Here is a 24,491-nt window from a genome sequence, read left to right as displayed (position 1 = left end):
CTCGTCGACGGTCACCGACGAGACGAGCGGCGCCATTGACCGCTGTCGCCGTCAGCGCCGTGCTCGTGCTGGCCACGGCGTGTGGGGCGGGAGGAGACTCCCGGGCCGCGAGCCCGACCACCGGGGCGTCGCGTGCTCCCGTCGCCGGCGGCACGCTGCGGTTCTCCGTCTCCGGCGATCCCCTCTGCCTCGACGGGCACGCGATCTCGTCGGGCCTCAACCAGTTCCTTGGGCGGATCATCACGGACACGGTGACGACGCTTGACCGTCGCGGCCGACCGGCGCCCTACCTCGCCGAGTCGTGGGACATCTCCCCCGACGGCACGACCTACACCTTCCACCTGCGCAAGGGCGTCACGTTCAGCGACGGCACACCGTGGAACGCCGAGGCATTCCAAGTCAACCTCGAGCACATGCGCGACCCCGCCACCAAGTCACCGCTCGCCGCCGCCTACATCGCCCCCTACGAGAGCAGCCGCATCATCGACGAGTACACCCTGGAGGTCCACCTCGCCTACCCCTACACGCCCTTCCTCTACGTGCTCGCCCAGGCCTGGCTCGGCATGGAGTCGCCCAAGCAGATTCGGGAGGCTCCCGAGACGATGTGCGACAAGCCGATCGGGACGGGTCCCTTCGTCGTCGAGAGCTACGCGCGCAACCAGAGGATCACCTACGTACGCCGAGACGACTACAACTGGGCGCCCTCCTGGCTGAAGCACAAGGGCCCGGCGTATCTCGACCGGATCGAGGTCACGATCGTCCCCGAGGCGCTGATCCGCTACCAGTCGCTGGTGAGCGGACAGTACGACATCACCGACCTCGTTCCACCCCAGAACGCCGCGGCCGTCGAAGCGAACCCCAACCTTGTCTTCAAGAACCTCACGCGTCCCGGACACCCCAACGCCGTGTGGTTCAACACCTCCCGCCCGCCGTTCGACGACGTCCGGGTTCGCCGGGCGTTCGTCGCGGCGACCGACGTGGCCGCCATCGCGCAGAGCGTCGGCTTCGGCTACTACCCGGTCAAGGACAACTACCTCGCCTCGAACTCCAAGTACTACGACCCAACGACCGAGGGCGTCCTCCGGTACGACCCGGCACTCGCGAACCGGCTGCTCGACGAGGCGGGCTGGACCGGCCGGGACAGCGCGGGGTACCGCACGAAGAACGGTCGACGGCTCACGGTCGAGCTGCCGACGAACGAGAGCGCGACGCCCTCACCGCAGCTGGTCCAGCTCCAGGGACAGGTGAAAAAGGTCGGATTCGAGCTGAAGATCGTGCAGCTTCCGCCGGCACAGCTCACCGAGCGCCGCTATTCCGGCGACTACGACCTCACCAGCGGGTACTGGCACACCAACACCACTGACGTCCTCTACATCCGCTACCACTCGTCGGAGATTCCCAGCGCCGAGCGGATCGGGCAGAACGCGTCGTACCTGCGTGACGCCGAGCTCGACGCGATCCTGGAGAAGGCCCGCGCGACACCGGACGGACCCGAGGCGGCCGCGCTCTACAGCCGGGCGCAGCATCGCCTCCTCGAGCTCGTCCCCGCGCTCCCCTTGTGGGAGGCGAACGCGCAATGGGCGTACCACACGTACGTCAAGGACATCGCGGTCGACACCTCACATCCGCAGCCCGTCTTCACCGCCGCCTGGCTCGACAAGTGATCACGACAACGTCCCCTTGGCGACTCTCGCTCCTCGGAGATCGACAGATGAGACGTGACAACCCCGCACGGCGCCTTCGCGACCGGGCGCCCCACGACGAAGGAGGTCGCCTGTGCCCCTGACATTCCATTGGTTCCTTCCCACGTACGGCGACAGCCGGCACATCGTCGGCGGTGGCCACGGTGTGGCGACCGGCTCCGCGGGAGGTGTTCGGCCAGCGACACTCGGCTACCTCGGGCAGGTCGCCGCGGCGGCGGAGCAGCTCGGGTTCGCTGGCGCGCTCACCCCCACCGGGGCGTGGTGCGAGGACGCCTGGCTGACGACAGCGTTCCTCGTCGAGCGCACCGAGCGGCTGAAGTTCCTCGTCGCGTTTCGTCCGGGCCTGATCTCACCCACCCTCGCCGCCCAGATGGCGGCCACCTACCAGTGGCACTCCGGCGGGCGGCTGTTGCTCAATGTCGTCACCGGCGGGGAGAGCCACGAGCAGCGGGCGTATGGCGACTTCCTCGCCAAGGACGACCGCTACGCGCGCACCGAGGAGTTCCTGCGCGTCGTCACGGCGTTGTGGCGGGGCGAGACGGTCGACCTGGTGGGGCGCCACATCAGTGTCGAAGGCGCGCGGCTGGGCCGGGTGCCCGCACCCACGCCCCCGATCTACTTCGGCGGGTCATCCGCGGCCGCGGGACCGGTGGCGGCACGGCACGCCGACGTCTACCTCACCTGGGGCGAGCCGCCGGACCAGGTGGCCGCGAAGCTGGACTGGATCCAACGGCTGGCCCGCGAGCATGGGCGCACGCTGCGCTACGGCATCCGGCTCCACGTCATCACTCGCGACACCTCCGAGCAGGCCTGGGCTGAGGCGCAACGGCTGCTGGACGGGCTGGACGCGGAGACGATCGAACGGGTCCAGCAGGGCTTGGCCCGCAGCGAGTCGGAGGGCCAGCGCCGGATGCTCGCCCTTCACGGCGGCGGGACACGGACCGGTCTCCGGGACCTCGAGGTGGCGCCCAACCTCTGGGCCGGTATCGGCCTGGTCCGCGGCGGCGCCGGCACCGCGCTCGTCGGCAGCCACCGCGAGGTCGCCGATCGGATCGCCGAGTACGCCACGTTGGGGATCACCGAGTTCGTGCTGTCCGGCTATCCCCACCTGGAGGAGGCGTACTGGTTCGGCGAGGGTGTGCTGCCGATCCTCGCCGAGCGTGGTCTCTGGCAGGCCCCGAGTCTCGCCGGCGGCGGCGCCGACGGCGCCGCGCTCGCCGTCCCCTTCGCCCCGACGTCGCCCGGAAAGGTCAGCCCATGACAGCCACCCGCTCCCAGACTCGTGACCGCACGGCCGAATCCATCCCCGCGCACGTCATCAAAGACGACGCGGAGGCGCTGGAGGTCGCCCGACAGCTCTCCGCCGAGTTCGCGGCCGACGCCTCACGTCGTGACGCGGAGCGCCTACTGCCCCACGCGGAGGTCGACCGCTTGTCCGCGAGCGGCCTGCTGGCGATCACCGTCCCAGCCGAGTACGGTGGCGCCGACGTGTCGACGACGACGCTCACCGAAGTGCTCCGACTGCTCGCCGTCGGCGACCCGAACCTCGCCCAGATCCCGCAGAGCCACTTCGTCTACATCAATGTCCTGCGCCGCCAGGGGACGCCCGAGCAGCAGCGGTTCTTCTTCGGCGAGATCCTCGCCGGCAAGCGGCTCGGCAACGCGCAGTCCGAGGCCGGCACGAAGCACGTGCAGGACATCCGCACCCGTCTCACCCCGGTGCCCGGCGGCTACCTGCTCGACGGGGTGAAGCACTACAGCACGGGGGCGCTCTTCGCGCACTGGGTCCCGGTCCTCGCACGGACACCGGACGACAAGCTTCACGTGGCGTACGTCCCCGCGGACGCACCGGGGCTCACCGTGATCGACGACTGGGACGGCCTCGGCCAGCGAACGACGGCGAGCGGGACGGTGAGGCTCAGCGGGGTTCGGGTGCCAGCGGACCACGTGGTGCCGCACTACCGGACCTTCGAAGGCCCGCAGCTGCACGGCGCCGTGGCCCAGATCCTCCACGCGGCTATCGACGCCGGCATCGCGGCGGCGGCGCTCGCGGACGCCGTGGAGTTCGTCCGGACCAAGAGCCGCCCGTGGTTCGAGAGCGGTCTGGACCGTGCGGCTGACGATCCGCTGCTCCTGCAACGGGTCGGGGAGCTCACCGTCGAGCTTCGCGCGGCGGAGGCCTTGCTGGCGCGCGCGGCTGAGGAGATCGATCTCGCACGGGCCGACCTCACCGACGAGACGGCGGCCCAGGCGTCCATCGCCGTCGCCGCCGCGAAGGTCGCGACCGGCCGGATCGCCGTCGAGATGAGCAACGCGCTCTTCGAGCTCGCCGGGACCCGGTCGGCACTCGCCTCGCTCAACCTCGACCGCCACTGGCGCAACGCACGGACGCATACCCTCCACGATCCGGCCCGATGGAAGCTCCAGCACATTGGACGCTACGTCGTCAACGGGACCCTGCCACCACGGCACGGGCTGCTCTGAGTCGGGGTCGGCGGACACCGGGCACCACGCCACCGCCCGGGACCGGCTCGTGCAGCCTGGTGTCCCGCGGCCGAGGCTCCTCAGTGTCCGCAGGCGAGCCGTGTGAGCGCCTGGACAGTCCTCCAGTTCCTGGCCGTTCCGTCGACCCCGAGGCGACGCAGGATCGCGGTGTGCTGGAGGCGACTGGCATGCATGCTCGTGGCGTACGTGACGACGACATCGAGACCGCGGTCGTGGACAGCCAGCTCGTCAGGGCTCCAGTCCTGCGCCGAGTCGTCGGCGACTCGGTTCTTCCCCACGCACGGTGTGGTGGGGATGCCAAAGTTCCAGCCCCACCACCACCACGAAATCGCCGGCGAGGTCATGCGAGCTCCACCTGGAACGCCTCGCCCCTTGGCCTGTCACGCCACCGAAGACAAAGCACGTCACCGCCGCACGTCGGTGGGTCGGAAACGTAATAGTCGTCTATGTAGGGCTCGCGGCGGTAGATGAACAGTTGGCCCTCGGGTGTGATCCGCACCGTGCCCGAGCGGAACGACTCGGGCACGTCGAAGACCACCGTGTGCGGGTACACCTGGCTGACCGGGATCGACACATTGATCCACTCATGCTTCGCCGGGACCCGTGTCCCCTCCACCTCCAGCGTGAAGGTCTTGGCCGTGTCGAGGAGGAAGCCGACCACGAGCCTGGCCTGGCCGGCCGTCGACCTGAGCTGGGCCGTCGACTTGAGCTGGCTGAGACGTACCCGCAGCCAGTTGCGTCCTGGCTTCGCCCACCCCAGATCGGGTAGGTACGGCTCTCGACTGACCTCGTCGATGATGAAGCTCACGCTGAGCGACGCCGGCCCGAGCGGCGTGGCAACGACACCGCCTGCCTCGTACCACTCGTCCACGGTCGCGGACACGATCTTGTACCCGTCACGATGCGGCTTCGCCGTGCGCATGTCGAGCGAGAACTCGTGACCCATGTCGGTGATCGTGAGCTTGACTGGCGCCGACTTCGGAACGCTCGCGACGATCAGCGTGCCCGGTCCCGGGAACGTGGCGAGCTCCTCAGTGCGGTTTCCGATCGTCAGGGAGGCGGTGAGCTTCGGGTGATCAGTGTCATCAGGCCAGCGGCCCTGATCCAGCTGTGTGCTGCCGATGTGCATCGCCACGAACTCGTGGCCTTCCGCGGCGCGGAAACCGTCAGGTGCGTCGAAGCCGAGCCGCTGCGCGTCCTCGGCGGAGAGCGACTCCCACGTCGCCGTCCAGTGGGGAAGCAGACCGAAGTGTGGCCCGAAGAGCAGGGATTCCTTCGACCTGTACGTGACCAAGAGGACGGGCTCGGCCCCGTCGTATGCGCGTACCTCGAGGAAGTCCGGAGGCATCTCGGGGGCGGCTGTCTGCTACAGGCGCTGGTCAACCCCGCGAGCAACGCCAGCGACAGCACGAGGGCGGCAAACCTACTGGCTATCAGCGAACTCCACATCCGCCGTCCGGTCCGAGGCGCACCAGCTCGTCACCGAGTCGTGGTTGAGGAGCACGTTGAACGCCACAGCGACACCAACACTGAGAGCGAAGCAGAAGAGCGCGGCAGGCGACGTGTCGGGCGCCTCGCTCACCAGGGCGTAGATCCCCTTGATGAGCATGACCGCGCAGATGAAGCCGCCAAAGGTCGCCAGGACCCGGATCGACCGCACGGACGCCCCCCTGGGCCGCCGCTGTCGCCATCGTCGCGCTCCCCCGCTTGGAATGGCTCGATACAGCTCGGTCACCGCACCGTCGCGGAATGATCGCTTGGCACCGTACGTTCCCGATCTCTGGAACGCAATCCGGGCCTGATCCGTCGACTCCAAGACGTTATTCAGCCGAGACGAATCGACGAATCGTCCCCTCGCTCACACCCACGCGCCCAACACACGGCCCGGCGCTCAGGTCCACCTCACGCGCGCGGCGCACGGAGAGAGCTGAGGGTCTCCGCTCGCAGAGGAGCTGTCTTCCAGCGCGCCTCGAACGTACGCCGTGCGAGAGAGCAGCGGACGACCAACCGATGAGGCGTTTCCAGGAACACGATCTCGACGGCCAACGTGTCCGGGTCGGTCCAGCCTCCGGTCACCGCCGTCGGGACCGAGGCCGTGGGGTCGACGGTCCATTCGGTCCTCCCGCCCACGCGCAGATCGAGTCGATCCGTGTCTTCGATCAGCGACAAGGACCAGCCATCGTCGTCACAGCCGACCGCCACCCGGGTCAGTCCCGGCTGATCGGCGCAGGTACCACCGTCGGGAGTGAACTCCGCGCCTGACCACGCTTCGGGCTCGGTGAGCGGTGCCGGCTCGCCGGGCGCCGGAGGAAGGACGAGCGCTGACATCCGCTCCGCCAGCTCGCCGTCGGCCTTCTCCCGGCCGGCGAGAGGCGTGTCGCCGAACGCCGGCAGCAGGTGCTCCCACATCGCGTCCAGCACACTCTGCATGGCCACGGTCGCCGATGTCATGGCGATGACCGCGTCGTGCTCGGGAAGGACGACGCAGAACTGCCCGTACGCCCCGTCGCCGCGGTAGCCGTGCCGCGCCATCCAGAACTGGAATCCGTAGCCCTGTTGCCAGTCCGGGTTCTCCGACTGCTCGGCATTGGCGATGTGCGGCCGCGTGGCCTCCGCCACCCAGCCGTCCGGAAGCAGGCGCTTGCCCTGCCAGACCCCGTCCTGCAGGTAGAGCTGGCCGAGACGGGCGACCGCGTCCGTGGTGGCGTGCAGGCCGCTGAAGCCCATGTCGCGACCCGGTGGGTACTGCTGCCACGCCACCTCACCGATGCCGAGAGGATCGAACAGCCGCGGCCGGAGGTAGTTGGTGAGTGTCTGACCGGTCACCTTCTGCACGATCGTGGCCAGCGTGTACGTCGCGGGCTGGTTGTACGCGAAGACGGTGCCAGGCTCGCGGTCGGGCGGGATGAGGAGGAAACCTCGCACGATCTCGTCCGGGTCTACGGCGATCGCGCGATGCAGGGTCTCCTCCATGTGGCCGCTGGCCATGGACGCCACGTGTCGCACGAGCATGGCACGGCTGCGCGGATCGGTGATGTCCGCCTCGAACTCCGGGAAGTACGAGATCACCGGGTCGTCGAGCCGCACCAGGCCTTCCCCGATGGCGATCCCGGCGGCTGTGGACGTGAAGCTCTTGCTGAGCGAGTAGAGCAGGTGCAGCCGGTCGGGGGTGTACGGGTACCACCAGCCGGCCGCGACGACGTGGCCGTGCCGCAGGATCATCAGGCTGTGCGGCTCGATGTCCGGGGCGGCTTCCAGCGTGTCGAGGAAGGCGTGGATCCCATGCGCGTCGACGCCCTGGGCGGACGGCGGGCTGGCGGGCAAGTCGTGTCGGCTCATGCTCAGCGTCTTCGCGGTCTCGGCGGTCTGGGGACTTGACGGGGCTTCCCTGCTTCGTACGAACCAACCCTGCCGTCGGTGCGTACGACCTGGTGGCGAGCTCTCGCGATCCGGTCGACCAGCTCCGGACGAGCGGCCGCGGACCGCGACAACGTTAGCCAGCCTGTGACCCCACAGCGTCGGCTCCGGAACGCCCAGCGCAGACGGCGGGGAGTCCAAGGCGCCGAGCGCGGACGGATCGACGTACCGACCGGTCACGTCGTCAGATCGACCGGTCCACCGTGAGCTGACCGACGACGTGGACGGTCAGGTCGGGGCCAGCCGAGCGCCTCCAGCCGTTTCCGCACCCGGACAAGGAAGTCAGCGCTTCGGCCCTCGCCGAGCGCGCGGGTGCCGGACTGGGTGGCGAGGTTGGCGAGGTAGTCGTCGGCGCTGTAGCGGAGTTCGACCGGGGAGCGGCGGCTCGCCAACTCCGCGAAGAGGCTCAGCACCTCCGGCGGAAGGGGCCGCGGACCGTCTGCTCGGGAGGTGGCGGCGGGCCGCCCTCGTAGCCCACCGCCCGGTAGTCGTCCTGCACGTCGGTCCAGAAAGGTTCCGCGTCCGCGGGCTGCGCCCGCACACATCCGGCGACGACCACGCACCACCCGGGCGCAGCAGGTCGCTGTCGGGGAGACCGGCCAGTCGCTTGCGAGCGATGGCGCCAGGTTGGCGCCGAGTTCAACTCCGATGACGGCAAGGCCACGCTCGGGTCTGGCCCGGTCGCCCCTCCAGTGGAAGACGCCGCAACCGTCAGAGCCTCCACCGATCATCTCCCAGCGGCTGGACGCGTCCTGGGTGGCCCGATGCCGCGCACGACCGCATCCACGTGGGGCCCGCCAGCACGTGGCCTGCCGACGACCCGCCTGCTCGAGGTCAGCGGCGGCAACTAGCCGTCGGAGCGGTCGGAACCCGTGTCCGCGCTGATGGGCTCGAGCACGAAGACGGGTATCTGGCGCGTGGTCTTGCGCTGGTAGTCGGCGTAGTCCGGGTACGCGTCCACGGCTCGGCGCCACCACTCGGCTTTCTCCTCGCCCCACACCTCGCGAGCGCGGTAGGTCCGGGTCACCGTGCCGTCTTGAAGCTCGACAACCGGATTGGCGAGCAGACAGGCGTACCACTGTGGGTTGGTTGGCGCGCCGCCTTTGGACGCGACCGCCGCGTAGCGACCCTCGTGCTCGACACGCATCACCGGAGCCTTGCGGACCTTGCCGGTCTTGGCGCCGCGGTAGGTCATCAACACGATGGGTCGTCCTTTGATCGTGACGCCCTCGGTCGTGCCGGTACGCATGATCTGCTCGACGTGATCGCGGACCCAGCCAGACGGACTCGGCTCATACTCCCCGGTCGACGCGATGCCGACCTGCCCGGCGGGAAGCCGTTCAGCGGTCAGACCGCGCCGGCGGTGCTGGGGGTGGCGTGGCTGTCTGGTGTCGACGTTGACAGTCAGGGCGTTGAGAAGACTGGGAAGCGCGGCAGCCGTCTCCTGGGGCAGTCCGGCCACCGTCTCCTCCGCCAGGGCGCACCAGAGCCGCTTGACCCGCTCGGCCAAAGCCTTGCCGCTGTCGGTGAGTTCGACGATGCTTGCGCGCTTGTCGGACGGGGCGGGCCTCCGGCGGACGTGCCCTGTGGCCTCGAGCTTGCGGGTCATGAGGGTGACGCTTGGCGGCTCGCAGCCGAGTGCCTCGCTGTGCTCCGCCTGGATCATCGGGCCGGTCCGGGCCAGCTGGAGTAGGAGCACCTCCTGGCCGGGGTGCAGGCCCAAGGGGGCCAGCAGTGCGGCCGCCCTGGCCCGGTGGCGCAGGCTCAACAAGCGGATGGCCTGGTTGATGGCGTCGGCGGACTCGAAGTCCATGAGGCCCTCTCCTCGACAGAGGCACATAACGTTATGCGCGTAACTATTTCAGTCCGCCCTGATCAGTGACGGGACCTGGCGTCGGTCGCAGGCATCAACGACAGCGCCACAGGGACCGTGCACGCGCTCGCGCAGGCCGTCGCCCGCCGAGAGTGGCCGGGCCGGCGCGGTGAGCCCCGCGCCGGCCCAACCCTCAGGGTTTGAGCACATAGCGTCCGCGCACTCCGCCCTTGGCCATCGCGCGATGGGCATCCGCGACCCGGTCCAGCGGCACGACCGCGTGGACACGGGCCGGCAGCTCGCCTGACGCCACGCGGGTCAAGAGCTCCCGAAGTCGGACGCCGTCCGGCCTCGTGACGACGGCCGCCACGGTGACTCCGCGCTCCGCGGTCGGCCCGGCGTTCGGCCGTACGCCGACGAAGATCCCACCGTCGCGAACGAGTGCCAGGCCCTGCTCCCGCAGCGCCGCACAGTCGGCGACCGCGTCCCAGCCCGGCTCGGCGACCGTGGTGAAGTCCGCGCCGAGGCTTCGGACAAAGTCCTCATCCTGCGCTCTCGCCAGGCCGGTCACCCGCCACCCGTGCTCGTGCGCGAGCACGGTGACATACCCGCCAACCGCACCGGCTGCCCCCGTCACCAACAGTCGGTTGCGGTCGGCGTGACCGCCCGTGGGCGCGTCACCGAGGAGGTCGACGATCTGCGCGGCCGCCAACCCGTTGAGCGGCACCGTGGCCGCGGTCGCCAAGTCCAGACCGTCAGGGACGACGGCGACGTCAGCGGCGGCCACGACGATCTGCTCGGCGTACGTGCCGACGGCGCGGTCGAGGCCGTTGATGAGGCCGGCGACCCGGGTGCCGACAGCCAGATCCACGCCCGGTCCGGCGGCGGCGACGGTACCAGCGAAATCCCAGCCCAGACCGGTGTGCTCGGGTTGGTTGACCACTCCCATGGCGTGGAAGACGCCGTTCGCGACCGCGAGGTCGACGGGGTTGACCCCCGCGGCGTGGATCCGCACCCGAACCTCGCCAGGTCCGGGCTCGACGACCGGTACCTCGATGATCTCGATCGAGTCAGGTCCGCTCGGCGTGCGGACGACAGCGGCACGGAAGGTGGGACCGCCCATGGTTTCGCTCCTCGTGGTTGTTTCCAGCGCGGGTCAAACACCACGATGGAGGGGTAACTTTCCAGCGGGAAGTACGCACTTCGAAGTGCGTATCTCACCGCGGTGCGGAAAAGGAGCAGGCGATGCCCACGATGACGGCGGCCCAGAAGCGAGCGCAGGCGAAGGTGGCGTACGACGCGTTCCTGGCGGGCTGCCCCAGCCGCCAGCTGCTCGAGAGGATCTCGAACAAGTGGGTCGCGCTGATCCTGGCGGCGCTGGGGAGCGACGGCCCGTCTCCGGGGGTCGGTTGCGTCGGCGCGCCACGACCGCTGCGCTACTCGGAGCTGTCCCGCCGGCTGGCCGGAGTCAGCCAGAAGATGCTCACCCAGACGCTGCGCTCCCTGGAGCGTGACGGACTGATCACTCGTACCGTGACCCCGACAGTGCCGGTCACGGTCACCTACGAGCTGACCGAGCTCGGTCTGTCCCTCCTCGAGGTGATGCGCGGCCTCAAGGAGTGGGCCGAGGCGCACATGGACGAGGTGCTCGCACATCGCGAGAAGTACGACGCCTCCTCGGCTGGACAGTGAGCTTGCGGCAGGCGCAAGCGACTCGCCACCGAGCCGAGCACATGGCCGTAAGGAGAGGTTGCCTCAGATGCACCCCCACGGCGCGGCAGCCGCCAACGCGGTGAGCGTCGAGTCCGCCGCCGTCTCACCTAATCACCAGCTGGGGCGTGAAGAGCCCCGAGCCGGCGGGCTTCCGTCAGCTCCCGCTCATGCCGCACCGCCCAGTCGGCCAACGCGGACAGCGGCGTCAGCAAGCCTGCGCCGAGTGATGTGAGCCGGTACTCGACACTCGGCGGCGTGGTCGCGTACACCGTTCGCTGAACCAGTCCCCTGGCTTCCAGGTTGCGCAGCGTACGGGTCAGCATCCGCTGGCTGATGCCCTCGATGCTTCGGTGCAGCTCGTTGTAGCGGTGGGCTCGTCTGCCCAACAGTGCCAGGACGAGGAGCGACCAGCGGTCACCGACCAACCGTAGAACGTCCGTGACCGGGCAGCGGTCGTACTCCTCCACCGAGACTGGAGTCGGCAGGTAACTGGCCACCATGGAAGGAACATCGGTGTTCGCAGGGGACATTCAACTGCCTTCTTTCCCCGGGCCCCGTACTCGATCGATGATGGTCACTGGTCGGAGTCCGATCGCGGCATGGCCATCGTAGGAGGAGGTCGAGTGCCCGTCACGGTCATCAGTGGTGGCACCGACGGGATGGGACGGGCGTTGCTGCAAGCCCGGCTTGCCCGCGGCGACGACATCATCGCCATCGGAAGCAATCCCGACAAGGGACGAGCGATCGAGGCTTTGCCGACACGCGTCCACTTCGTACGGGCCGATCTCAGCTCCGTCGCGGAGACCCGGAGAGTGATCGGAATCATCAAGGAACGCTGGCCGGCGATAGACGCGCTGGCCCTGTTCGCTAACCGACAGGCCCCTCGGCGGGTCCAAACCGCCGAAGGGCTGGAGCAGACGTTCGCCCTCTACTACCTGAGCCGGTACCTGCTCTGCCACGGGCTTCGGGAGGAACTCGACCGCGCGGACCATCCAGTGATCATCAATGTCGCCGGTGTGGGCATCACCAGAGGCACGATCCACTGGGACGACCTGCAACTGACGTCCCGCTACCGCATGATCGACGCACAGCTTCAGGCGGGTCGCGCCAACGACCTGCTCGGGGTTGACTTCGCCGAGAACTCCGGCTCGCGTTCCCGATACGTCCTCTACCACCCAGGCTTCACCAAGAGCGGCGACCTGACTCCGCTGCCCCCGCTGCTGCGGATGGTGATCAGAGCGGCGGCGGCGTTCGCGCGACCGGTCGAGAAGTCCATCGCCCCCATTGTTGAGTGGATCGACCATCCGCCGACCGCCGCGTTGACCGCGTGCGACCGAGGCAGGCCTGTGCCACTGTCCAGTCCCACCCTGGATCCTGCGGCTGCCCGCAGGCTCAGCGCCGTCACCGCCGAGCTGCTAGCCCGCCTCACCACGCCGAGCGACGAGTAGCTGGCCATCCGCTGACTCTCGCTGAGATCTCCGCGCAACAAGTCGACCGATGCGCCATCCATCGATACCACGTTCTAGGCCGGTCGGGCTGGCCGGACTTGCGGGCCGGACGATCAGGCTGCCGCGCAGCCGTCTGGTGTCTTCCAGCGGTCCAGTAGTTGACGGTCGGGCCCTGGGTGGCCGGGCCTCCCCGAGGGGCTCGTCAAGGCACGGCCCAAACCCTTGCCACTCACACGGCTTCCGGTCGCAGCTCGCCTCTCTCGCGTTCGACCATCCGAATGGCGATCAAGAGAAGGCCGAGCATGTACAACACCCAGAACGACAGACGGAACAGGGTCGCCGTGCCGTCGACTCGACCTCCCACTTCCAACACCACCATCAGGTGGGATGCGAAGAACAGCATCGCTCCGACGCCGGTCCATGTGTCCAGCATCAGCGCGGTCGTCGCCGTCACGACGAGCAGCATCAGATAGACGAGACCGAGTAGACGAAGCGCGGGGTCGAGATTGCTCCACGTGACCGCCAGCGCAACAGCCGACACCACCAGGTACAGCACACCGATGGCGGCCTGCCAGCGTCGGCCCCCGTCAGCCGATGAGCGCATGAAGCCAAGCGCCCCGCTCCGCACGAAGAGGATGCCGAGGACGACGTTCGCCGCAGCGAACGCGGCGACGCTCAAGAACAGTCCGTAAGGGCCGATTCCGATCAGACGCGGGTTACCCAGCACGTCTCCCACCCAGCAGAGCAACAGGGCTCCCACCAGAAGCCCCGGCCCACGCGCCCTCCACACCCAGACGGCCAACACTGCAGCCACAAGCCACGTCGAGACGAACGCGAACTGCGGCGGCAAGCCGAAGACGATGAGGGCCAGTTGCGCGAGCATGACCAGCCCGTACGCGACCAGCCACAAGCGGTTCCGAGCCGATGCCACTGGCCGCTGCGAGGGGGTCAGGCTGCTTGCCATGGAACGTTCCCTTGGGGGTGAGGGAGGTCGGTCTGCAGGCGAAGTGACCCGGCCGCCGTTCGCGCCTCGAGACCTCCAACGACGCCACGCTTGGTCGGCACAGTCTAGGAGACCCAGTGGATGGGGCCATCGTCATCCGGGCGTTGCGTCATCTGGAGACGCGTGGCCGAGGCAACAGCACCGGACACCTCGTCGGATCATGCCGATGATCCGGTCTCCTGTTGCAGGCCAGCCTCGCCGCGTCGTTGAGTCCTCTCGCCGGTGGACGCCTGCACAGCTTCCGGATACGGCGCAGTCCGATGGGGGAGGGGCCTGGCGCTTCCCGGCCATCGCGGTGGTGAACATGACCGCGACGTGCTACAGCGCGTCGCGGGTCACCAGGATCCGAAGGTCACGGCCGGGTATCTGGACCCAATCAGCGTGCGGTGCTCGAAGCAGGTACGGCGTCCTCGGACCGGTGGTTCCTTGTCCGGTCCCCGGACGTCGACTCCCGGCGTGATCGGTGGATGCGGATCACGGCCCTGAACCCGGCCACTGACCTGGCCGCATGGCTCCGAGTGATCTTGTCGGGCTGGCCGGATTTGAACCGACGACCCCTTGACCCCCAGTCAAGTGCGCTACCAAGCTGCGCCACAGCCCGTTACCCGGCACCAGCTCCCGGGCCGGTTGGAACCTTATCGTAGTCAGGCCTCGCACCGAGCACCGGCTCGCCCGATCTCGCGCGCCAGGATGCGCCGCTCCCCACGGGTGCGTCGCTCCGCTCACGCGCCCGCGTCGACGACGGCCGCCGTGGCGGTGAGCCGGAAACCCGGACGAATCGGACCACGAGCGGTCCGCCGCAGACCGTGGCCCCCTGCGAGAGCGTCGCCCGGGCGGACGCAGCGCGGTACGCGGCCGACCTACCGCTTGCGTCGCCGTTGGCGGATCCTCATCGAGATCTGGATCGGCGACCCGGCGAAGCCGAACTCCTCGCGCAGCCGGCGCTCCAGGAACCGGCGGTACACCGGCTCGAGGTAGCCGGTGGTGAAGAGGACGATCTTCGGCGGCGAGGTCTGCGGCTGGGTGCCGAACAGGATTCGCGGCTGCTTGCCCCCGCGCACCGGGTGAGGGTGAGCGGCCACCAGTCGGCCAAGGAACGCGTTCAGCTCCGCCGTCGGGACCCGCGTCGACCACCCTTCCAGAGACGTCTCGATGGCCCGGACCAGCCGATCGACGTGCCAGCCGGTGAGAGCGCTGAGGTTGACGCGGGGCGCCCAGCGGATCCGGAGCTGTCGGTCGAGCTCCTTCTCCAGGCGAAGTCGGCGTTCCTCGTCCACCAGGTCCCACTTGTTGAAGGCGAGGACCAGCCCGCGCCCGGCCTCCACCACGTTCGAGATGATCCGCAGATCCTGCTCGGACAGCGGCTGGGCCGCGTCGAGCAGGACGACGACGACCTCGGCCCGGTCGATCGCCGCGGCCGTGCGCAGGCTCGCGTAGTACTCGTGCCCGGACGCCTCCCGCACCCTTCGCCGGATCCCGGCGGTGTCGATGAAGCGCCAGACCTTGCCGCCCAGCTCAACAAGCTCGTCGACGGGGTCAACCGTCGTGCCGGCCACGGCGTCGACGACGACCCGCTCCTCACCCGCCAGCCGGTTCAGCAGGCTGGACTTGCCGACATTGGGCTTGCCGACCAGTGCGACACGGTGCGGCCCGCCCTCGGCTGGCTCCCGCCGCCGCGGGGCCTCAGGGAGCACCGCGAAGATCGCGTCGAGGAGGTCACCGCTGCCACGACCGTGCAGTGCCGAGACCGGGTGTGGCTCACCCAGGCCGAGGTTCCACAAGGCCGCCGCGTCCGCCTCACCCCGGACGTCATCGGCCTTGTTCGCGGCGACGATCACAGGCTTGCCCGCCCGACGGAGGATCCGGACCACGGCCTCGTCGATGTCGGTCGCCCCCACGGTGACGTCGAGGACGAAGACCACGACGTCAGCCGCGGCCACGGCGAGCTCCGCCTGGGCCGCCACGCGCGCCATGAACCCTTTCGCGTCGGGGTCCCAACCACCGGTGTCAACCAGGGTGAAGCGCCGGCCACGCCACTCCGCGTCGTAGGCCACCCGGTCGCGGGTCACCCCGGGGACGTCCTCGACCACCGCGGCCCGACGGCCGAGGATCCGGTTGACCAACGTGGACTTGCCGACGTTCGGACGCCCGACGACCGCGACCACCGGCACGTCCTCGGCGACGCCGCCACGGTCATCGAGCTGCGCGCCTTCCTCGACGAACTCGAACTCGCCGAACTCCGCCAAGTCGTCCATCGTCACGAGACGTCCTTCGTGTGTTGACCCGCGTCACTCGCCACGGTTGGGCCAGGTCCGGGCCCGCCCCGCGAGACAGGCCCGGGGAGAGCCTGTCCCGTCTTCTCGCAGGCGTAACCAACGTGGGCCATCAGCCATTTCTGCAACCAGCGTGCCTGCTCTCGGACCACGGCCTGACGCCGGGGCCAGGGCGTCAGATCCAGCCGTACGGGAGGGCCGAAGACGACGTCGAGCCGCGTTCGCGGCCTGGGCACCGACCCCACCGGACGCCCGGGCTGACGGGTGCCCAGACAGGCGACGGGAACGATGGGAGCGCCGGTGCAGAGCGCCAGGTAGGCGACCCCTGGCTTGATCCTCGAGAAGTCGCCGGCGCCGCGGGTGCCCTCCGGGTAGATCGCCAGGACGTCCCCACGCTCGAGCACCGCCAAGCACGCCTTGACGGCGGCGATGTCCACCGCCTGGCGGTCGACCGGGATCTGGCCGATGGCCCGCAGCGCCCGGCCGACCACACCGCGGAACATCTCCTGCTTGACGAGCGCGTGGACGGGCCGGCGCACGGCGGCCCACACGAGCGGACCGTCGAGGAAGCCGACGTGGTTGGCCGCCAGGATCACCGGACCCGACTCGGGCACGTGGTGAGCGTCGTGGACGCGAACCTTCCACGTCGTGCGCACCACCCGGGAGCCGAACGGCCGGACGAGCCGCAGAACCCGACGCGACGGCCCGTCCTCGGCTCGCCAGTACGGCTGAACCACCATCCCGGTCATCGCTGGCCGCAGGCGCCCACCCGCTCGTTGGCGAGCGCGCAGATCTCGTCGATGACCTGGTCGAGGTCCAGGTCAGTGGTGTCCAAGACGACGGCGTCGGAGGCCTTCATCATCTGCTTGGAGTCGAGCCGGTCGCGCCGCGCCATCTCCCGCCGGGTGAGGTCCACCTCGACCCGCATCCCCGCGAGGCCCTCAGCGGCCCGCCGGCGCGCGCGGACGTCCTCGTCCGCCGTCAAGAAGACTTTGACATGCGCCTGGGGCGCGACGACCGTGCCGATGTCCCGGCCTTCGACGACGATTCCGCCGTCGCCGATGAGCTCGCGCTGACGGGCGATCAGCCGCTGCCGAACGGCTGGTACGGCCGACACCAGGCTGACGGCGTTCGTCACCTCGCGGGACCGGATGGGACGCGAGACGTCGATACCGTCGACGGTCACCCGCGGCGCCGTGGGGTCCGTGTCGACCTCGATGACCGGCTCACCGCAGCGAGCGGCGAGCGTGTCGGCATCGTCGACCGCCACGCCGGCGTGCAGAGCCCACCAGGTGACGGCGCGGTACATCGCTCCGGTGTCGAGGTAGCGCAGGCCGAGCCGCCGTGCGACGCCTCGCGCCGCGCTCGACTTGCCGGACCCGGATGGTCCGTCGATGGCCACCACGATCCGGCGCAGGTCCGCGTCGTCGGCTGCTTCCACCTTCGTCTCCTCCTCGGCGTCGATCGGAGGCTACCTGTGGACGTCCCATCCATGCCGCGCCAGGGCCTCCAACAGTGGCGAGACGGCGTCGGGGTGGACGGCGAGCTGCACCAGGCCGGCCGGCGCACCGGGACTGTGGTCGATCCGGACGTCTTCGATGTTGATCCCAGCGGAGCTGACGTCGGAGAACAGCCGCGCCAGCTCGCCGGGACGGTCCGGCAGCAGCACCGTCACGGAGACGAAGGTCTCTGGACGCTTGCCGTGCTTGCCGGGCAGCCGTCGCACGCCGGTGACGCCGCGCTCCAGGAAGCGGCGGACCTCCCTGCCCGCGTACTCCGACGTCTCCCCCTTCTCCAGCGCCACCGCCACGCGATGCAGGCTCTCCGCGGCCTCGTGCAACAGGCGCGCGACCGGCCCGGCGTTCGCGGACAAGATCTGGCTCCACAGGCTCGGGTCGCCCGCCGCGATCCTCGTCACGTCCCGGAGTCCCTGTCCGGCGAGGGCGAGCTGTCCTTCGGAAGCCGTGGTGAGCAGGCCCGCGACGACGGAAGAGGCCACTTGCGGCACGTGCGACACCAGTGCGACAGCCTCGTCGTGCTCGGTGGAGCTCATCCGGACGACGAGCGCGCCGCAGAGCCGCGCCAACTCCTCCACTATCTCCACCGCCTCCGGCCGAGATCGTGGATGCGGTGTCACGGCCCACGCCCGGCCGTCGAAGAGGTCGGCGCGCGCGGCCAGCGGCCCGGACTGTTCACTCCCCGCCATGGGATGGCCGCCGACGTAGCGGTCGAGCCACTGTGGCGCGCGAGCCGAGACATCGGCGAGGACCGCCGCCTTGACGCTGCCGAGGTCGGTCACGACGGCGCCCGGGTAGCGCTCCAACGCCTCGGCGATGACAGCGCCCAACGCGGCCGGCGGAACACCGACGATCACGAGGTCAGGCGCCTGGTCGGGCTGCCGCACGCCCTCGTCGACCGGGGTGCCGGCGCCGAGGCCCACCGCCAGTCGAAGGTGGTGCGGGTTCGCGTCCTCGAGGAACACCTCCACGCCACGCCGACGTAGAGCCAGCGCCACCGAGGTGCCCATCAGCCCGGTGCCGATGACGTGGACGCGGTGGGGACGTGTCACGCTCGCTCCCCGCCAGCGGCTCTCGCGCCGGCCGCTTCCCCGCTCTCCGTCCCGGCCACGCCGGTGCGGCCCTCAGGCGCGGCGTCCGGCTCGTCCGGCGCGGCGTAGACGTGGGTCAGGTCACGTCGGAGGGCGGCCGCGCCGTGGAGGTAGACGTGGGTGATCTGGTCACGAGTCAGGTCAGTCTCGACATGCGCCAAAAGTCGGACGACGCGGGGCATCGAGCCTTCGATCTCGAGCTCGCGAGCGCAGAGCAGCGGCACGTCGGTCATGCCCATGAGCCGCGCGGCGTAGGCGGGGAACTCCGAGCGCACATCCGCGGTCGCGGTAAAGATGATGCTGATCAGGTCGTCGTTGGTGAGGGCGTTCCTGCGCAGCACCTCTCGAACCAGCTCGGCCACCCGCTCCAGGAGGTGCTCGCGCTCGTCGACCTCGAGCTGGGTCGCGCCACGTACCGCCCGAACCGCCACCGTCGTGTCTTCCCTTTCCCTACCGTCCGGCCCGTCCGACGCTCGGGCTCACCTTAGAGGCCGACCACCGGGGTGGGCGATCCGCCCCATCGGGCCCAGCGATCACAGGGCTACCCATCCCGAGCGCACCTGCCAGTGTCGGCCGGCCTCGAGGTGGGCGACGATGGCCCGCTCGAGGGTGGTTCGCCGCGGCAGCTGGTCGATGGTGGGATCGATCATCCGGAAGACGAACTGGAACACATCCTTGTCGCCGTCGCGACCGCCCGGGATCAGGTGGAAGCGCCGCTGGAACCGCACGATGTTCGAGTCCTCCGGGAGGTACTCGGCGAGCTGCGGGTCGAGCAGCCACGACGTGCACACAGCGTAGCGGTACCGCTCCTCCGGGAAGTAGCGGTCGTAGAACTCCTTCGCCCGACGGAACGACTCGTCGCACGCCTCCGGCGTCATCGGACCCGATTCCGGGATATGGACGCCGAGCGCCGTGTCGCCCTTCCGGAACGGCGCCCCGCTCGCCTTGATCGCGTCCTCGTCGAACGTGATCCGGCCGCGGTTGAACTGCAGCCGACCCATGTCGTAGATGAGGCCGCGGAAGTGCAAGGAGAACCAGAACTGCACGTCGAGACCCCCGCGGCCGTGGATCCGACGGTAGATCGCGATCTGGCGGCCCAGGTCAGCCAAGGTCGCCCAGCTGACGTCCTCCGGAATGCCGCGCTTCTCGTGGTAGCGCAAGACCGCCGGAACCGTGGCGAGGAAGACGTGCACGTAGAAGAACCGGCCCTTGGCGCCGAGCTCGGCGGGCAGGTTCGGCCACCGCAGCCACGACGCGTCCAGGTCACCCATGCTCGCCACGAGCATCTGGTGGCAGCGCTGGAGCAGCCACCACAGCTCCGGGTCCGTCTCGGCGCTGATCCGAGTCGCGCGAATCTCGGCGGCGTCATCCGGGCGTACCGCGAGCCGATCGAGCAGCCCGTCCAGCTCGGACAGGCTCGGAAGCTGAACCTCCACCTCCGGTGGACCGACCCGGTCCAGCTCCTCCACCCACGTGGTGTACTCCTCACCCGAACCAAGCCAGGCCACGATCGTCGCGGCGTCCAGCTTTGCGTTCACGAACCCGCCTTCCCGTCGACACCCAGCTGAGCCATCAGGTGGTCGCCGTCGGAGGACACCCAGTACTCCGCGACCTTCCCGTTGGCCAACCGAACCAGATCCATGCCCGAGAATGCCACCCGGGTGCCGACGGGTGCGGTCGCCCCTGGGATCCCACCGCGGTAGGCGCCCGCGAAGATCCAGCGCGCCGCCACGAGGTCGCCGTCGGCGACCGGCCCCTGGTCGATCGTGACCGCCACGTCATCGAAGAGAGCCGTGCTCTGCTCGATGAGCGTGACGATCGCCGCGGGCCCGTGCTGATCGGGTGCACCACCGCGGTGCCTGACGAAGTCCGGCGCGACGACCTCGGTCGCCAACGCCGGCAGGCGCTCGGCTGGCGCGTGCCACAGCTCCAGCAGGAACCGTCGGTACAGGTCGCGTGCGGCGTCCATGCTCATCCCGCCAGGTTAACCAGTGCACCACGACCGCGGATGCCCACGAAGGTGCGCGGCGAGGAGAGAACCCGTGTGACGGCGCGGAGAAACCCGCGTGACACTGTGAGGTCGCGCGGGCAGGATGGCGAGTCGTGGCTCCGACGTTCGTGCCGTCCCTGCAGCTGAACGGCGCCTTCTACCGCGAGGTCGTCGCCCCACTGGTCGCAGCCTGGCCACACGCCGCCGCCCTGCTCGGCTGGGGCTCGGACGTGCTCGGCTACGACACGGAGCGGTCCACCGACCACGGGTGGGGACCGAGACTGCTCGTCTTCGTCGAGCCACCCCATGTCGAAGCGGTCCGCCGCGCCGTCGACCAGGGCTTGCCCGAGTCGTTTCGCGGCTGGCCGGTTCGCTACGGCTGGGACGACGAACCCGTGCGGCACCACGTGGAGGTCCTACCCCTCGGGGAGTGGCTGGTCGACCAGCTCGGCGTCGATCCGCGCGCCGGCCTCGCGACCGTCGACTGGCTCGTCATCCCGCAGCAGAAGCTGCTGGGCGTGGTTCGCGGATCGGTGTACGCCGACCCGACCGGTGAGCTGGAGGCCGTCCGCCGACGGCTCGCCTGGTATCCCCGCGACGTCTGGCTGTGGATGCTGGCCTCCCAGTGGCGCTGGATCAGCCAGGAGGAGGCCTTCGTCGGCCGAGCCGCCGAGGTGGGGGACGAGCTGGGCTCGCGGCTCATCACCGGTCGGCTGGTCCGGGCCCTCATGCGCCTGGTGTTCCTGTTGGAACGGCGCTACTGGCCCTACGAGAAGTGGTTCGGCACGGCGTTCGCCGAGTTGGAGGCGGCGACGACGCTCACGGAGCCGCTCGCCCAAGCGGTCGGCGCACCCGACATCGCCAGCCGGGAGGACGCGCTGGTGCGTGCCTACGAGGCGGTGGCGGCTCGGCACAACACCCTCGGTCTCACCGAGTGGGTCGACCCGACGCCACGCCGCTTCCACAACCGGCCCTACCGGGTGCTCATGGCCGATCGGTTCGCCGAGGCGTGCGTTGCCGCCATACGCGACCCGACGCTGCGAGACCTGCCTCTCGTCGGATCCGTCGACCAGTTCGTCGACTCGACCGACGTCCTGGCCATGGTGCGGCGAAGCGGCCACCTGCGCGCCTTCTACGACGCCCTACGCCGGTCGCCGTCCTGACCTCGCGACCCTTCGCTGTGTCGGATGGCGATCGCACCAGGCGCCCTAGACCTGGACCACGGGAAGGAACTCGGCGAACTCCGCGAGGAAACGGTCGACCATCGCGACCTCCTCGGCGTCCAGATGGTGAGCCGGCGCCCGGCAGTGCGCGTCGGCGAAGAGCCCTCGACGGACCGAGATGAGCTTCTCCGCCGCCACGATCAGCTCGACGCCGGACATCCAGTAGGAGATGTAGGGCAACAGCCTTCGGTGCAGTTCCAGCGCCCCGTCGAGGTCGCCCGACTCGAACCGCCGCCAGATCTCGACGTAGATCTCGACGAAGGAACATCCGGTTTGGACACCCACGGCACCACGCCGAAAGGCGTCAGGCAGCTGCACACCGGCGTACCCCACGATCGAGGGCAGCGGCGGGTCGAGTGCACGCAACGCCGCGATGAGCGCACCCGGCGGGGTCGACTCGACCTTGACCAGCCGTAGGTTCGGATGCGTCCGCGCGATCTCGCCGATCGTCGACGCGTCGAGGCTGGTGCCGGTCTGGTGCGGCGCGTGCTGCAGGACGACCGGCGTCGGCGCCACCGCCTCGAGGACCGCGCACACATGTGCCCGCACCGCCGCCACGGAAGGATTGAGGAAGGACGGCGGCAGCAGGTTGATCGCGTCCGCGCCCATCTCGACGAGTCGGCGGGCGTGGTCGACGGCCAGTTTGGTGGCGTGCTCCTGGACGGCGAGGATCACCACGACGGTTTGATCGTCGTCGCCGTGCCGCTTCACAACGTCGAGCAGGATGCCGCACAGCCGCCACCGCTCCTGCTCCGACAGCTTGTGGAACTCCGAGGCGAACCCTGGGAACATCACGCCGCTGATGCCGGAGCGCGACACGTGCCGGACGACCCGCTCGAAGCCGCGGTCGTCCACCTCGCCGGCCGCGGTGAACGGAACCTCCAGCACCGGCGAGACACCACGCAGGGGCGCGGCGGCATCCGCTGGCGTCGACGGTGACGTCGTTCTCGTCCGGGCGCTCGACGACATCCTCACCTCGCAGGGGTTGGGCCAGTGCAGGACAGTGGCTGGACGGAGATCCTCGTCCGCACCACAGAATCGAGAACCACGCGATTTCCCCGTGAGCGTCTGGCCTGTCGCGCGGAGGTGGCCGTGGCCCGTCTCAGCCGAAGGATCCTGCCCGTCGTCGGGGCGAGCGTCGTGGTGGCTCTCGCCTCCCTGCAGCCCGCGACCGCGACGCCGCCGACGGTGACGTCCACCACGGTCTCCTCCTCGCACAGCGACAACGGACGCACCTGCTCTCCCACGCGACCACCCGGCTCGGGTTGGCGGCTCTCCTGGCACGACGAGTTCGAGGGGAAGGCGTTAGACCGCACCAAGTGGAACACCGTCATGGACTTCCCCGGTCGGGCGGGCGGCCACTACCACAACGAGAACTACGGCAGCTACGCGCTCGAGGAGAACATCGTCCTCCGCCATGGCCGGCTCCACCTGATCACGAACGACGAGCCGGTCGTGGGGGACGACCCGCCAGGCGTCTATGACTACTCCGAAGGCTTCATCTCCTCCCACGACAAGTTCTTCCAGGCCTACGGCTACTGGCAGATCTGCGCGCGTTTCCCCGCTGGACGCGGACTCTGGCCCGCCTTCTGGCTGGTGCCGCAGGACCGCACCTGGCCGCCAGAGTTCGACGTCGCCGAGTGGTTCGGCGGCATCGACGGCATGCATCAAGGCATCGCGTCGGGCACCTGGCCGGATGTGCGCTGGGACAGTCACTGGACCTACGACCCGGCGCCCACGACCGGATGGCACACCTACGCGCTGCTGTGGGAGCCAGGCCGCGCGGTCTTCTCCATCGACGGCCATGTGACCGCGACGTTCGAGGGATCCTTCGTCCCCGACAAGCCGATGTACGTCGTTCTCAACAGCGGCGTCTGGGTCAATGACGACCGCGGCGGCCCTCCGGACGCCACGACGGTGTTCCCCAACGTCTTCGAGGTCGACTACGTGCGCGTCTACAGTCGGGGCGATCTTCCCACTGGGCGCTGACTTCCCGGCCGCCCCTCCGAGCCTGCCGGGGGATCGCCTGAGCGCGCCGTGGCGGGCTCTGTGAGAATCGGCGCGTGCAGTGGTGGCAGCTCGTCGTCGGCGTGGCGCTCGCGGGCGCTCTCGCGCTCTTGGCCTGGAGGGCCGCTCGCATGCGGCGGAGGAACGTCGAGGCGTTGCTCAGCAAGCACGGATGGAGCAGGGTGCCCGAGGACCCCACGCTCGTCGATCGCTGGCGCGGGGCACCGTTCGGCCAGGGAACCAACCCTCGGGCGACCAACGTCATCTCCGGCGCCTACCGCGGACACGCTGTGCTGGCGTTCGACTACTCCTACGAACGACGTCACCCCGCTGGGGGTACCGTGCGCGACGTCTACGCCGTCTTCGTCGTGCGCCTACCACGCGCGGTCCCGTCCCTCGAGCTCACGCCACAAGGGCTGGCGGACCGAGGTCGACGACTCCTCGGACAAGCCGACGTGACGGTGGGAGACGAGGAGTTCGACAGAGCGTTTCGCATCCGGTGTCACGACGCCGGTGCGGCGGCTCTCTTGCGGCCCGAGCTTCGCCGCCGCCTCCTTCAGGGCGGGAGACGGCCCTACCGCTTCGTCGGCGACGCGGTGCTCACCTGGGAGCTCGGCCCGATCGACAAGTATGCGCTCAACGCGACGTGGATCGAGCAGGTCTTCGACGTGCTGGTGGACCTCGCGGGCTCGCTGCCGCCGGATGTCGACCGACCACGGGTCACCTGACGCCGTGAGCGACCTCCGCCTCGGAGCGCGAACGGCCCCGGCTAGAGTAGGCCGCCGCTT

General features: G+C 69.5%; 25 protein-coding genes and 1 tRNA gene. 8 read left to right on the top strand and 18 right to left on the bottom strand.

Going from position 1 to position 24,491, the window contains the following annotated elements:
* Nucleotides 1-35 precede the first annotated feature (35 nt).
* The 3 genes from DFJ64_RS17510 (at nt 36) to DFJ64_RS17500 (ending at nt 4,187) form a co-directional block, all read left to right on the top strand.
* The gene (locus tag DFJ64_RS17510; protein WP_211310656.1) at nt 36-1,664 is read left to right on the top strand and encodes an ABC transporter substrate-binding protein; all 1,629 of its coding nucleotides are present in this window, start codon (nt 36-38) and stop codon (nt 1,662-1,664) included.
* A 112-nt stretch (nt 1,665-1,776) separates the two neighbouring features.
* Complete coding sequence (locus DFJ64_RS17505) at nt 1,777-2,964, top strand: LLM class flavin-dependent oxidoreductase (protein WP_115851415.1); 1,188 nt, start codon at nt 1,777-1,779, stop codon at nt 2,962-2,964.
* Entirely contained in the window at nt 2,961-4,187 is a 1,227-nt protein-coding gene (locus DFJ64_RS17500) for an SfnB family sulfur acquisition oxidoreductase (protein WP_211310655.1), read from the top strand. Before DFJ64_RS17505 ends, DFJ64_RS17500 begins: the two co-directional genes overlap by 4 nt.
* Before the next feature lie 80 nt (nt 4,188-4,267).
* Here DFJ64_RS17500 and DFJ64_RS17495 read toward each other — a convergent pair whose 3' ends face one another.
* From DFJ64_RS17495 to DFJ64_RS17465, 7 genes are all read right to left on the bottom strand, one after another.
* The gene (locus tag DFJ64_RS17495) at nt 4,268-4,552 is read right to left on the bottom strand and encodes a hypothetical protein (protein ID WP_115851414.1); all 285 of its coding nucleotides are present in this window, start codon (nt 4,550-4,552) and stop codon (nt 4,268-4,270) included.
* Nucleotides 4,549-5,556: a hypothetical protein gene (locus tag DFJ64_RS17490; RefSeq protein WP_115851413.1), complete on the bottom strand. Its 1,008-nt coding sequence runs from the start codon at nt 5,554-5,556 to the stop codon at nt 4,549-4,551. Before DFJ64_RS17490 ends, DFJ64_RS17495 begins: the two co-directional genes overlap by 4 nt.
* A gap of 75 nt (nt 5,557-5,631) precedes the next feature.
* The gene (locus DFJ64_RS17485; protein WP_115851412.1) at nt 5,632-5,868 is read right to left on the bottom strand and encodes a hypothetical protein; all 237 of its coding nucleotides are present in this window, start codon (nt 5,866-5,868) and stop codon (nt 5,632-5,634) included.
* 242 nt (nt 5,869-6,110) lie between these two features.
* A complete protein-coding gene (locus DFJ64_RS17480) occupies nt 6,111-7,547 on the bottom strand; it encodes a serine hydrolase domain-containing protein (protein WP_115852205.1) in 1,437 nt (478 codons plus the stop codon).
* A 254-nt stretch (nt 7,548-7,801) separates the two neighbouring features.
* Nucleotides 7,802-8,038, bottom strand: a complete 237-nt coding sequence (locus DFJ64_RS17475; protein WP_115851411.1) for a hypothetical protein — start codon at nt 8,036-8,038, stop codon at nt 7,802-7,804.
* Nucleotides 8,039-8,472: 434 nt separating this feature from the next.
* Nucleotides 8,473-9,438, bottom strand: coding sequence for a nitroreductase/quinone reductase family protein (locus DFJ64_RS20125; RefSeq protein WP_115851410.1), 966 nt, complete (start codon nt 9,436-9,438; stop codon nt 8,473-8,475).
* A gap of 193 nt (nt 9,439-9,631) precedes the next feature.
* Entirely contained in the window at nt 9,632-10,561 is a 930-nt protein-coding gene (locus DFJ64_RS17465; RefSeq protein ID WP_115851409.1) for an NADP-dependent oxidoreductase, read from the bottom strand.
* 122 nt (nt 10,562-10,683) lie between these two features.
* Between DFJ64_RS17465 and DFJ64_RS17460 the strand changes: the two genes are divergently transcribed.
* Nucleotides 10,684-11,130 (top strand): winged helix-turn-helix transcriptional regulator, encoded by a 447-nt coding sequence (locus DFJ64_RS17460; protein WP_115851408.1) that lies wholly within the window; start codon nt 10,684-10,686, stop codon nt 11,128-11,130.
* A gap of 128 nt (nt 11,131-11,258) precedes the next feature.
* Here DFJ64_RS17460 and DFJ64_RS17455 read toward each other — a convergent pair whose 3' ends face one another.
* The gene (locus DFJ64_RS17455) at nt 11,259-11,651 is read right to left on the bottom strand and encodes a winged helix-turn-helix transcriptional regulator (protein ID WP_211310654.1); all 393 of its coding nucleotides are present in this window, start codon (nt 11,649-11,651) and stop codon (nt 11,259-11,261) included.
* A gap of 123 nt (nt 11,652-11,774) precedes the next feature.
* On the opposite strand from DFJ64_RS17455, the gene DFJ64_RS17450 reads away from it, so the two are divergent.
* Nucleotides 11,775-12,599, top strand: coding sequence for an SDR family NAD(P)-dependent oxidoreductase (locus DFJ64_RS17450; protein ID WP_211310653.1), 825 nt, complete (start codon nt 11,775-11,777; stop codon nt 12,597-12,599).
* A 229-nt stretch (nt 12,600-12,828) separates the two neighbouring features.
* Here the strand turns inward: DFJ64_RS17450 and DFJ64_RS17445 are convergent, their stop codons facing one another.
* The 9 genes from DFJ64_RS17445 to DFJ64_RS17405 form a co-directional block, all read right to left on the bottom strand.
* Nucleotides 12,829-13,563 carry a lysoplasmalogenase family protein gene (locus DFJ64_RS17445; RefSeq protein ID WP_115851405.1) on the bottom strand — a complete coding sequence of 245 codons (735 nt, stop codon included), beginning with the start codon at nt 13,561-13,563 and terminating at the stop codon, nt 12,829-12,831.
* A gap of 566 nt (nt 13,564-14,129) precedes the next feature.
* Nucleotides 14,130-14,203, bottom strand: a tRNA-Pro gene (locus DFJ64_RS17440).
* A gap of 259 nt (nt 14,204-14,462) precedes the next feature.
* Nucleotides 14,463-15,857: a ribosome biogenesis GTPase Der gene (gene der / locus DFJ64_RS17435; protein ID WP_115851404.1), complete on the bottom strand. Its 1,395-nt coding sequence runs from the start codon at nt 15,855-15,857 to the stop codon at nt 14,463-14,465.
* 2 nt (nt 15,858-15,859) lie between these two features.
* Nucleotides 15,860-16,615, bottom strand: a complete 756-nt coding sequence (locus DFJ64_RS17430) for a lysophospholipid acyltransferase family protein (protein ID WP_170152659.1) — start codon at nt 16,613-16,615, stop codon at nt 15,860-15,862.
* A 5-nt stretch (nt 16,616-16,620) separates the two neighbouring features.
* Nucleotides 16,621-17,316: a (d)CMP kinase gene (cmk, locus tag DFJ64_RS17425; RefSeq protein WP_115851402.1), complete on the bottom strand. Its 696-nt coding sequence runs from the start codon at nt 17,314-17,316 to the stop codon at nt 16,621-16,623.
* Nucleotides 17,317-17,346: 30 nt separating this feature from the next.
* Nucleotides 17,347-18,444, bottom strand: a complete 1,098-nt coding sequence (locus DFJ64_RS17420; protein WP_245941204.1) for a prephenate dehydrogenase — start codon at nt 18,442-18,444, stop codon at nt 17,347-17,349.
* Complete coding sequence (gene aroH / locus DFJ64_RS17415; protein ID WP_115851401.1) at nt 18,441-18,914, bottom strand: chorismate mutase; 474 nt, start codon at nt 18,912-18,914, stop codon at nt 18,441-18,443. The genes DFJ64_RS17420 and aroH overlap by 4 nt, the downstream gene beginning before the upstream one ends.
* A gap of 102 nt (nt 18,915-19,016) precedes the next feature.
* A complete protein-coding gene (locus DFJ64_RS17410; RefSeq protein WP_115851400.1) occupies nt 19,017-20,021 on the bottom strand; it encodes an acyltransferase domain-containing protein in 1,005 nt (334 codons plus the stop codon).
* Complete coding sequence (locus DFJ64_RS17405; protein ID WP_211310652.1) at nt 20,018-20,458, bottom strand: ester cyclase; 441 nt, start codon at nt 20,456-20,458, stop codon at nt 20,018-20,020. Before DFJ64_RS17405 ends, DFJ64_RS17410 begins: the two co-directional genes overlap by 4 nt.
* A gap of 128 nt (nt 20,459-20,586) precedes the next feature.
* On the opposite strand from DFJ64_RS17405, the gene DFJ64_RS17400 reads away from it, so the two are divergent.
* Nucleotides 20,587-21,636 (top strand): DUF4037 domain-containing protein, encoded by a 1,050-nt coding sequence (locus DFJ64_RS17400; RefSeq protein WP_115851399.1) that lies wholly within the window; start codon nt 20,587-20,589, stop codon nt 21,634-21,636.
* 45 nt (nt 21,637-21,681) lie between these two features.
* On the opposite strand, the gene DFJ64_RS17395 is transcribed toward DFJ64_RS17400, so the two are convergent.
* Nucleotides 21,682-22,665 carry a dihydrodipicolinate synthase family protein gene (locus DFJ64_RS17395; RefSeq protein WP_115851398.1) on the bottom strand — a complete coding sequence of 328 codons (984 nt, stop codon included), beginning with the start codon at nt 22,663-22,665 and terminating at the stop codon, nt 21,682-21,684.
* Nucleotides 22,666-22,788: 123 nt separating this feature from the next.
* On the opposite strand from DFJ64_RS17395, the gene DFJ64_RS17390 reads away from it, so the two are divergent.
* Both DFJ64_RS17390 and DFJ64_RS17385 read left to right on the top strand, forming a co-directional pair.
* On the top strand, nt 22,789-23,685 hold the full coding sequence (locus DFJ64_RS17390; protein WP_147304747.1) for a glycoside hydrolase family 16 protein: 897 nt from the start codon (nt 22,789-22,791) through the stop codon (nt 23,683-23,685).
* Between the two features lie 74 nt (nt 23,686-23,759).
* The gene (locus DFJ64_RS17385) at nt 23,760-24,431 is read left to right on the top strand and encodes a type III secretion system chaperone family protein (RefSeq protein WP_115851396.1); all 672 of its coding nucleotides are present in this window, start codon (nt 23,760-23,762) and stop codon (nt 24,429-24,431) included.
* Nucleotides 24,432-24,491: the final 60 nt, after the last annotated feature.

Origin of the sequence: Thermasporomyces composti, assembly GCF_003386795.1 — a bacterium.
GTDB classification, from domain to species: Bacteria; Actinomycetota; Actinomycetes; order Propionibacteriales; family Actinopolymorphaceae; genus Thermasporomyces; species Thermasporomyces composti.
This window is presented reverse-complemented; position numbering and strand designations above follow the sequence as displayed.

Bases quoted from the DNA above. Each gene is read 5' to 3' on its own strand.
- DFJ64_RS17480 (WP_115852205.1), bottom strand. From the start codon at position 7,547: ATGAGCCGACACGACTTGCCCGCCAGCCCGCCGTCCGCCCAGGGCGTC.
- DFJ64_RS17490 (WP_115851413.1), bottom strand. From the start codon at position 5,556: ATGCCTCCGGACTTCCTCGAGGTACGCGCATACGACGGGGCCGAGCCC.
- DFJ64_RS17460 (WP_115851408.1), top strand. From the start codon at position 10,684: ATGCCCACGATGACGGCGGCCCAGAAGCGAGCGCAGGCGAAGGTGGCG.
- der (WP_115851404.1), bottom strand. From the start codon at position 15,857: ATGGACGACTTGGCGGAGTTCGGCGAGTTCGAGTTCGTCGAGGAAGGC.
- DFJ64_RS17445 (WP_115851405.1), bottom strand. From the start codon at position 13,563: ATGGCAAGCAGCCTGACCCCCTCGCAGCGGCCAGTGGCATCGGCTCGG.
- DFJ64_RS17495 (WP_115851414.1), bottom strand. From the start codon at position 4,552: ATGACCTCGCCGGCGATTTCGTGGTGGTGGTGGGGCTGGAACTTTGGC.
- DFJ64_RS17395 (WP_115851398.1), bottom strand. From the start codon at position 22,665: ATGTCGTCGAGCGCCCGGACGAGAACGACGTCACCGTCGACGCCAGCG.
- DFJ64_RS17500 (WP_211310655.1), top strand. From the start codon at position 2,961: ATGACAGCCACCCGCTCCCAGACTCGTGACCGCACGGCCGAATCCATC.
- DFJ64_RS17430 (WP_170152659.1), bottom strand. From the start codon at position 16,615: ATGGTGGTTCAGCCGTACTGGCGAGCCGAGGACGGGCCGTCGCGTCGG.
- DFJ64_RS17405 (WP_211310652.1), bottom strand. From the start codon at position 20,458: ATGAGCATGGACGCCGCACGCGACCTGTACCGACGGTTCCTGCTGGAG.
- DFJ64_RS20125 (WP_115851410.1), bottom strand. From the start codon at position 9,438: ATGGACTTCGAGTCCGCCGACGCCATCAACCAGGCCATCCGCTTGTTG.
- DFJ64_RS17465 (WP_115851409.1), bottom strand. From the start codon at position 10,561: ATGGGCGGTCCCACCTTCCGTGCCGCTGTCGTCCGCACGCCGAGCGGA.
- DFJ64_RS17455 (WP_211310654.1), bottom strand. From the start codon at position 11,651: ATGGTGGCCAGTTACCTGCCGACTCCAGTCTCGGTGGAGGAGTACGAC.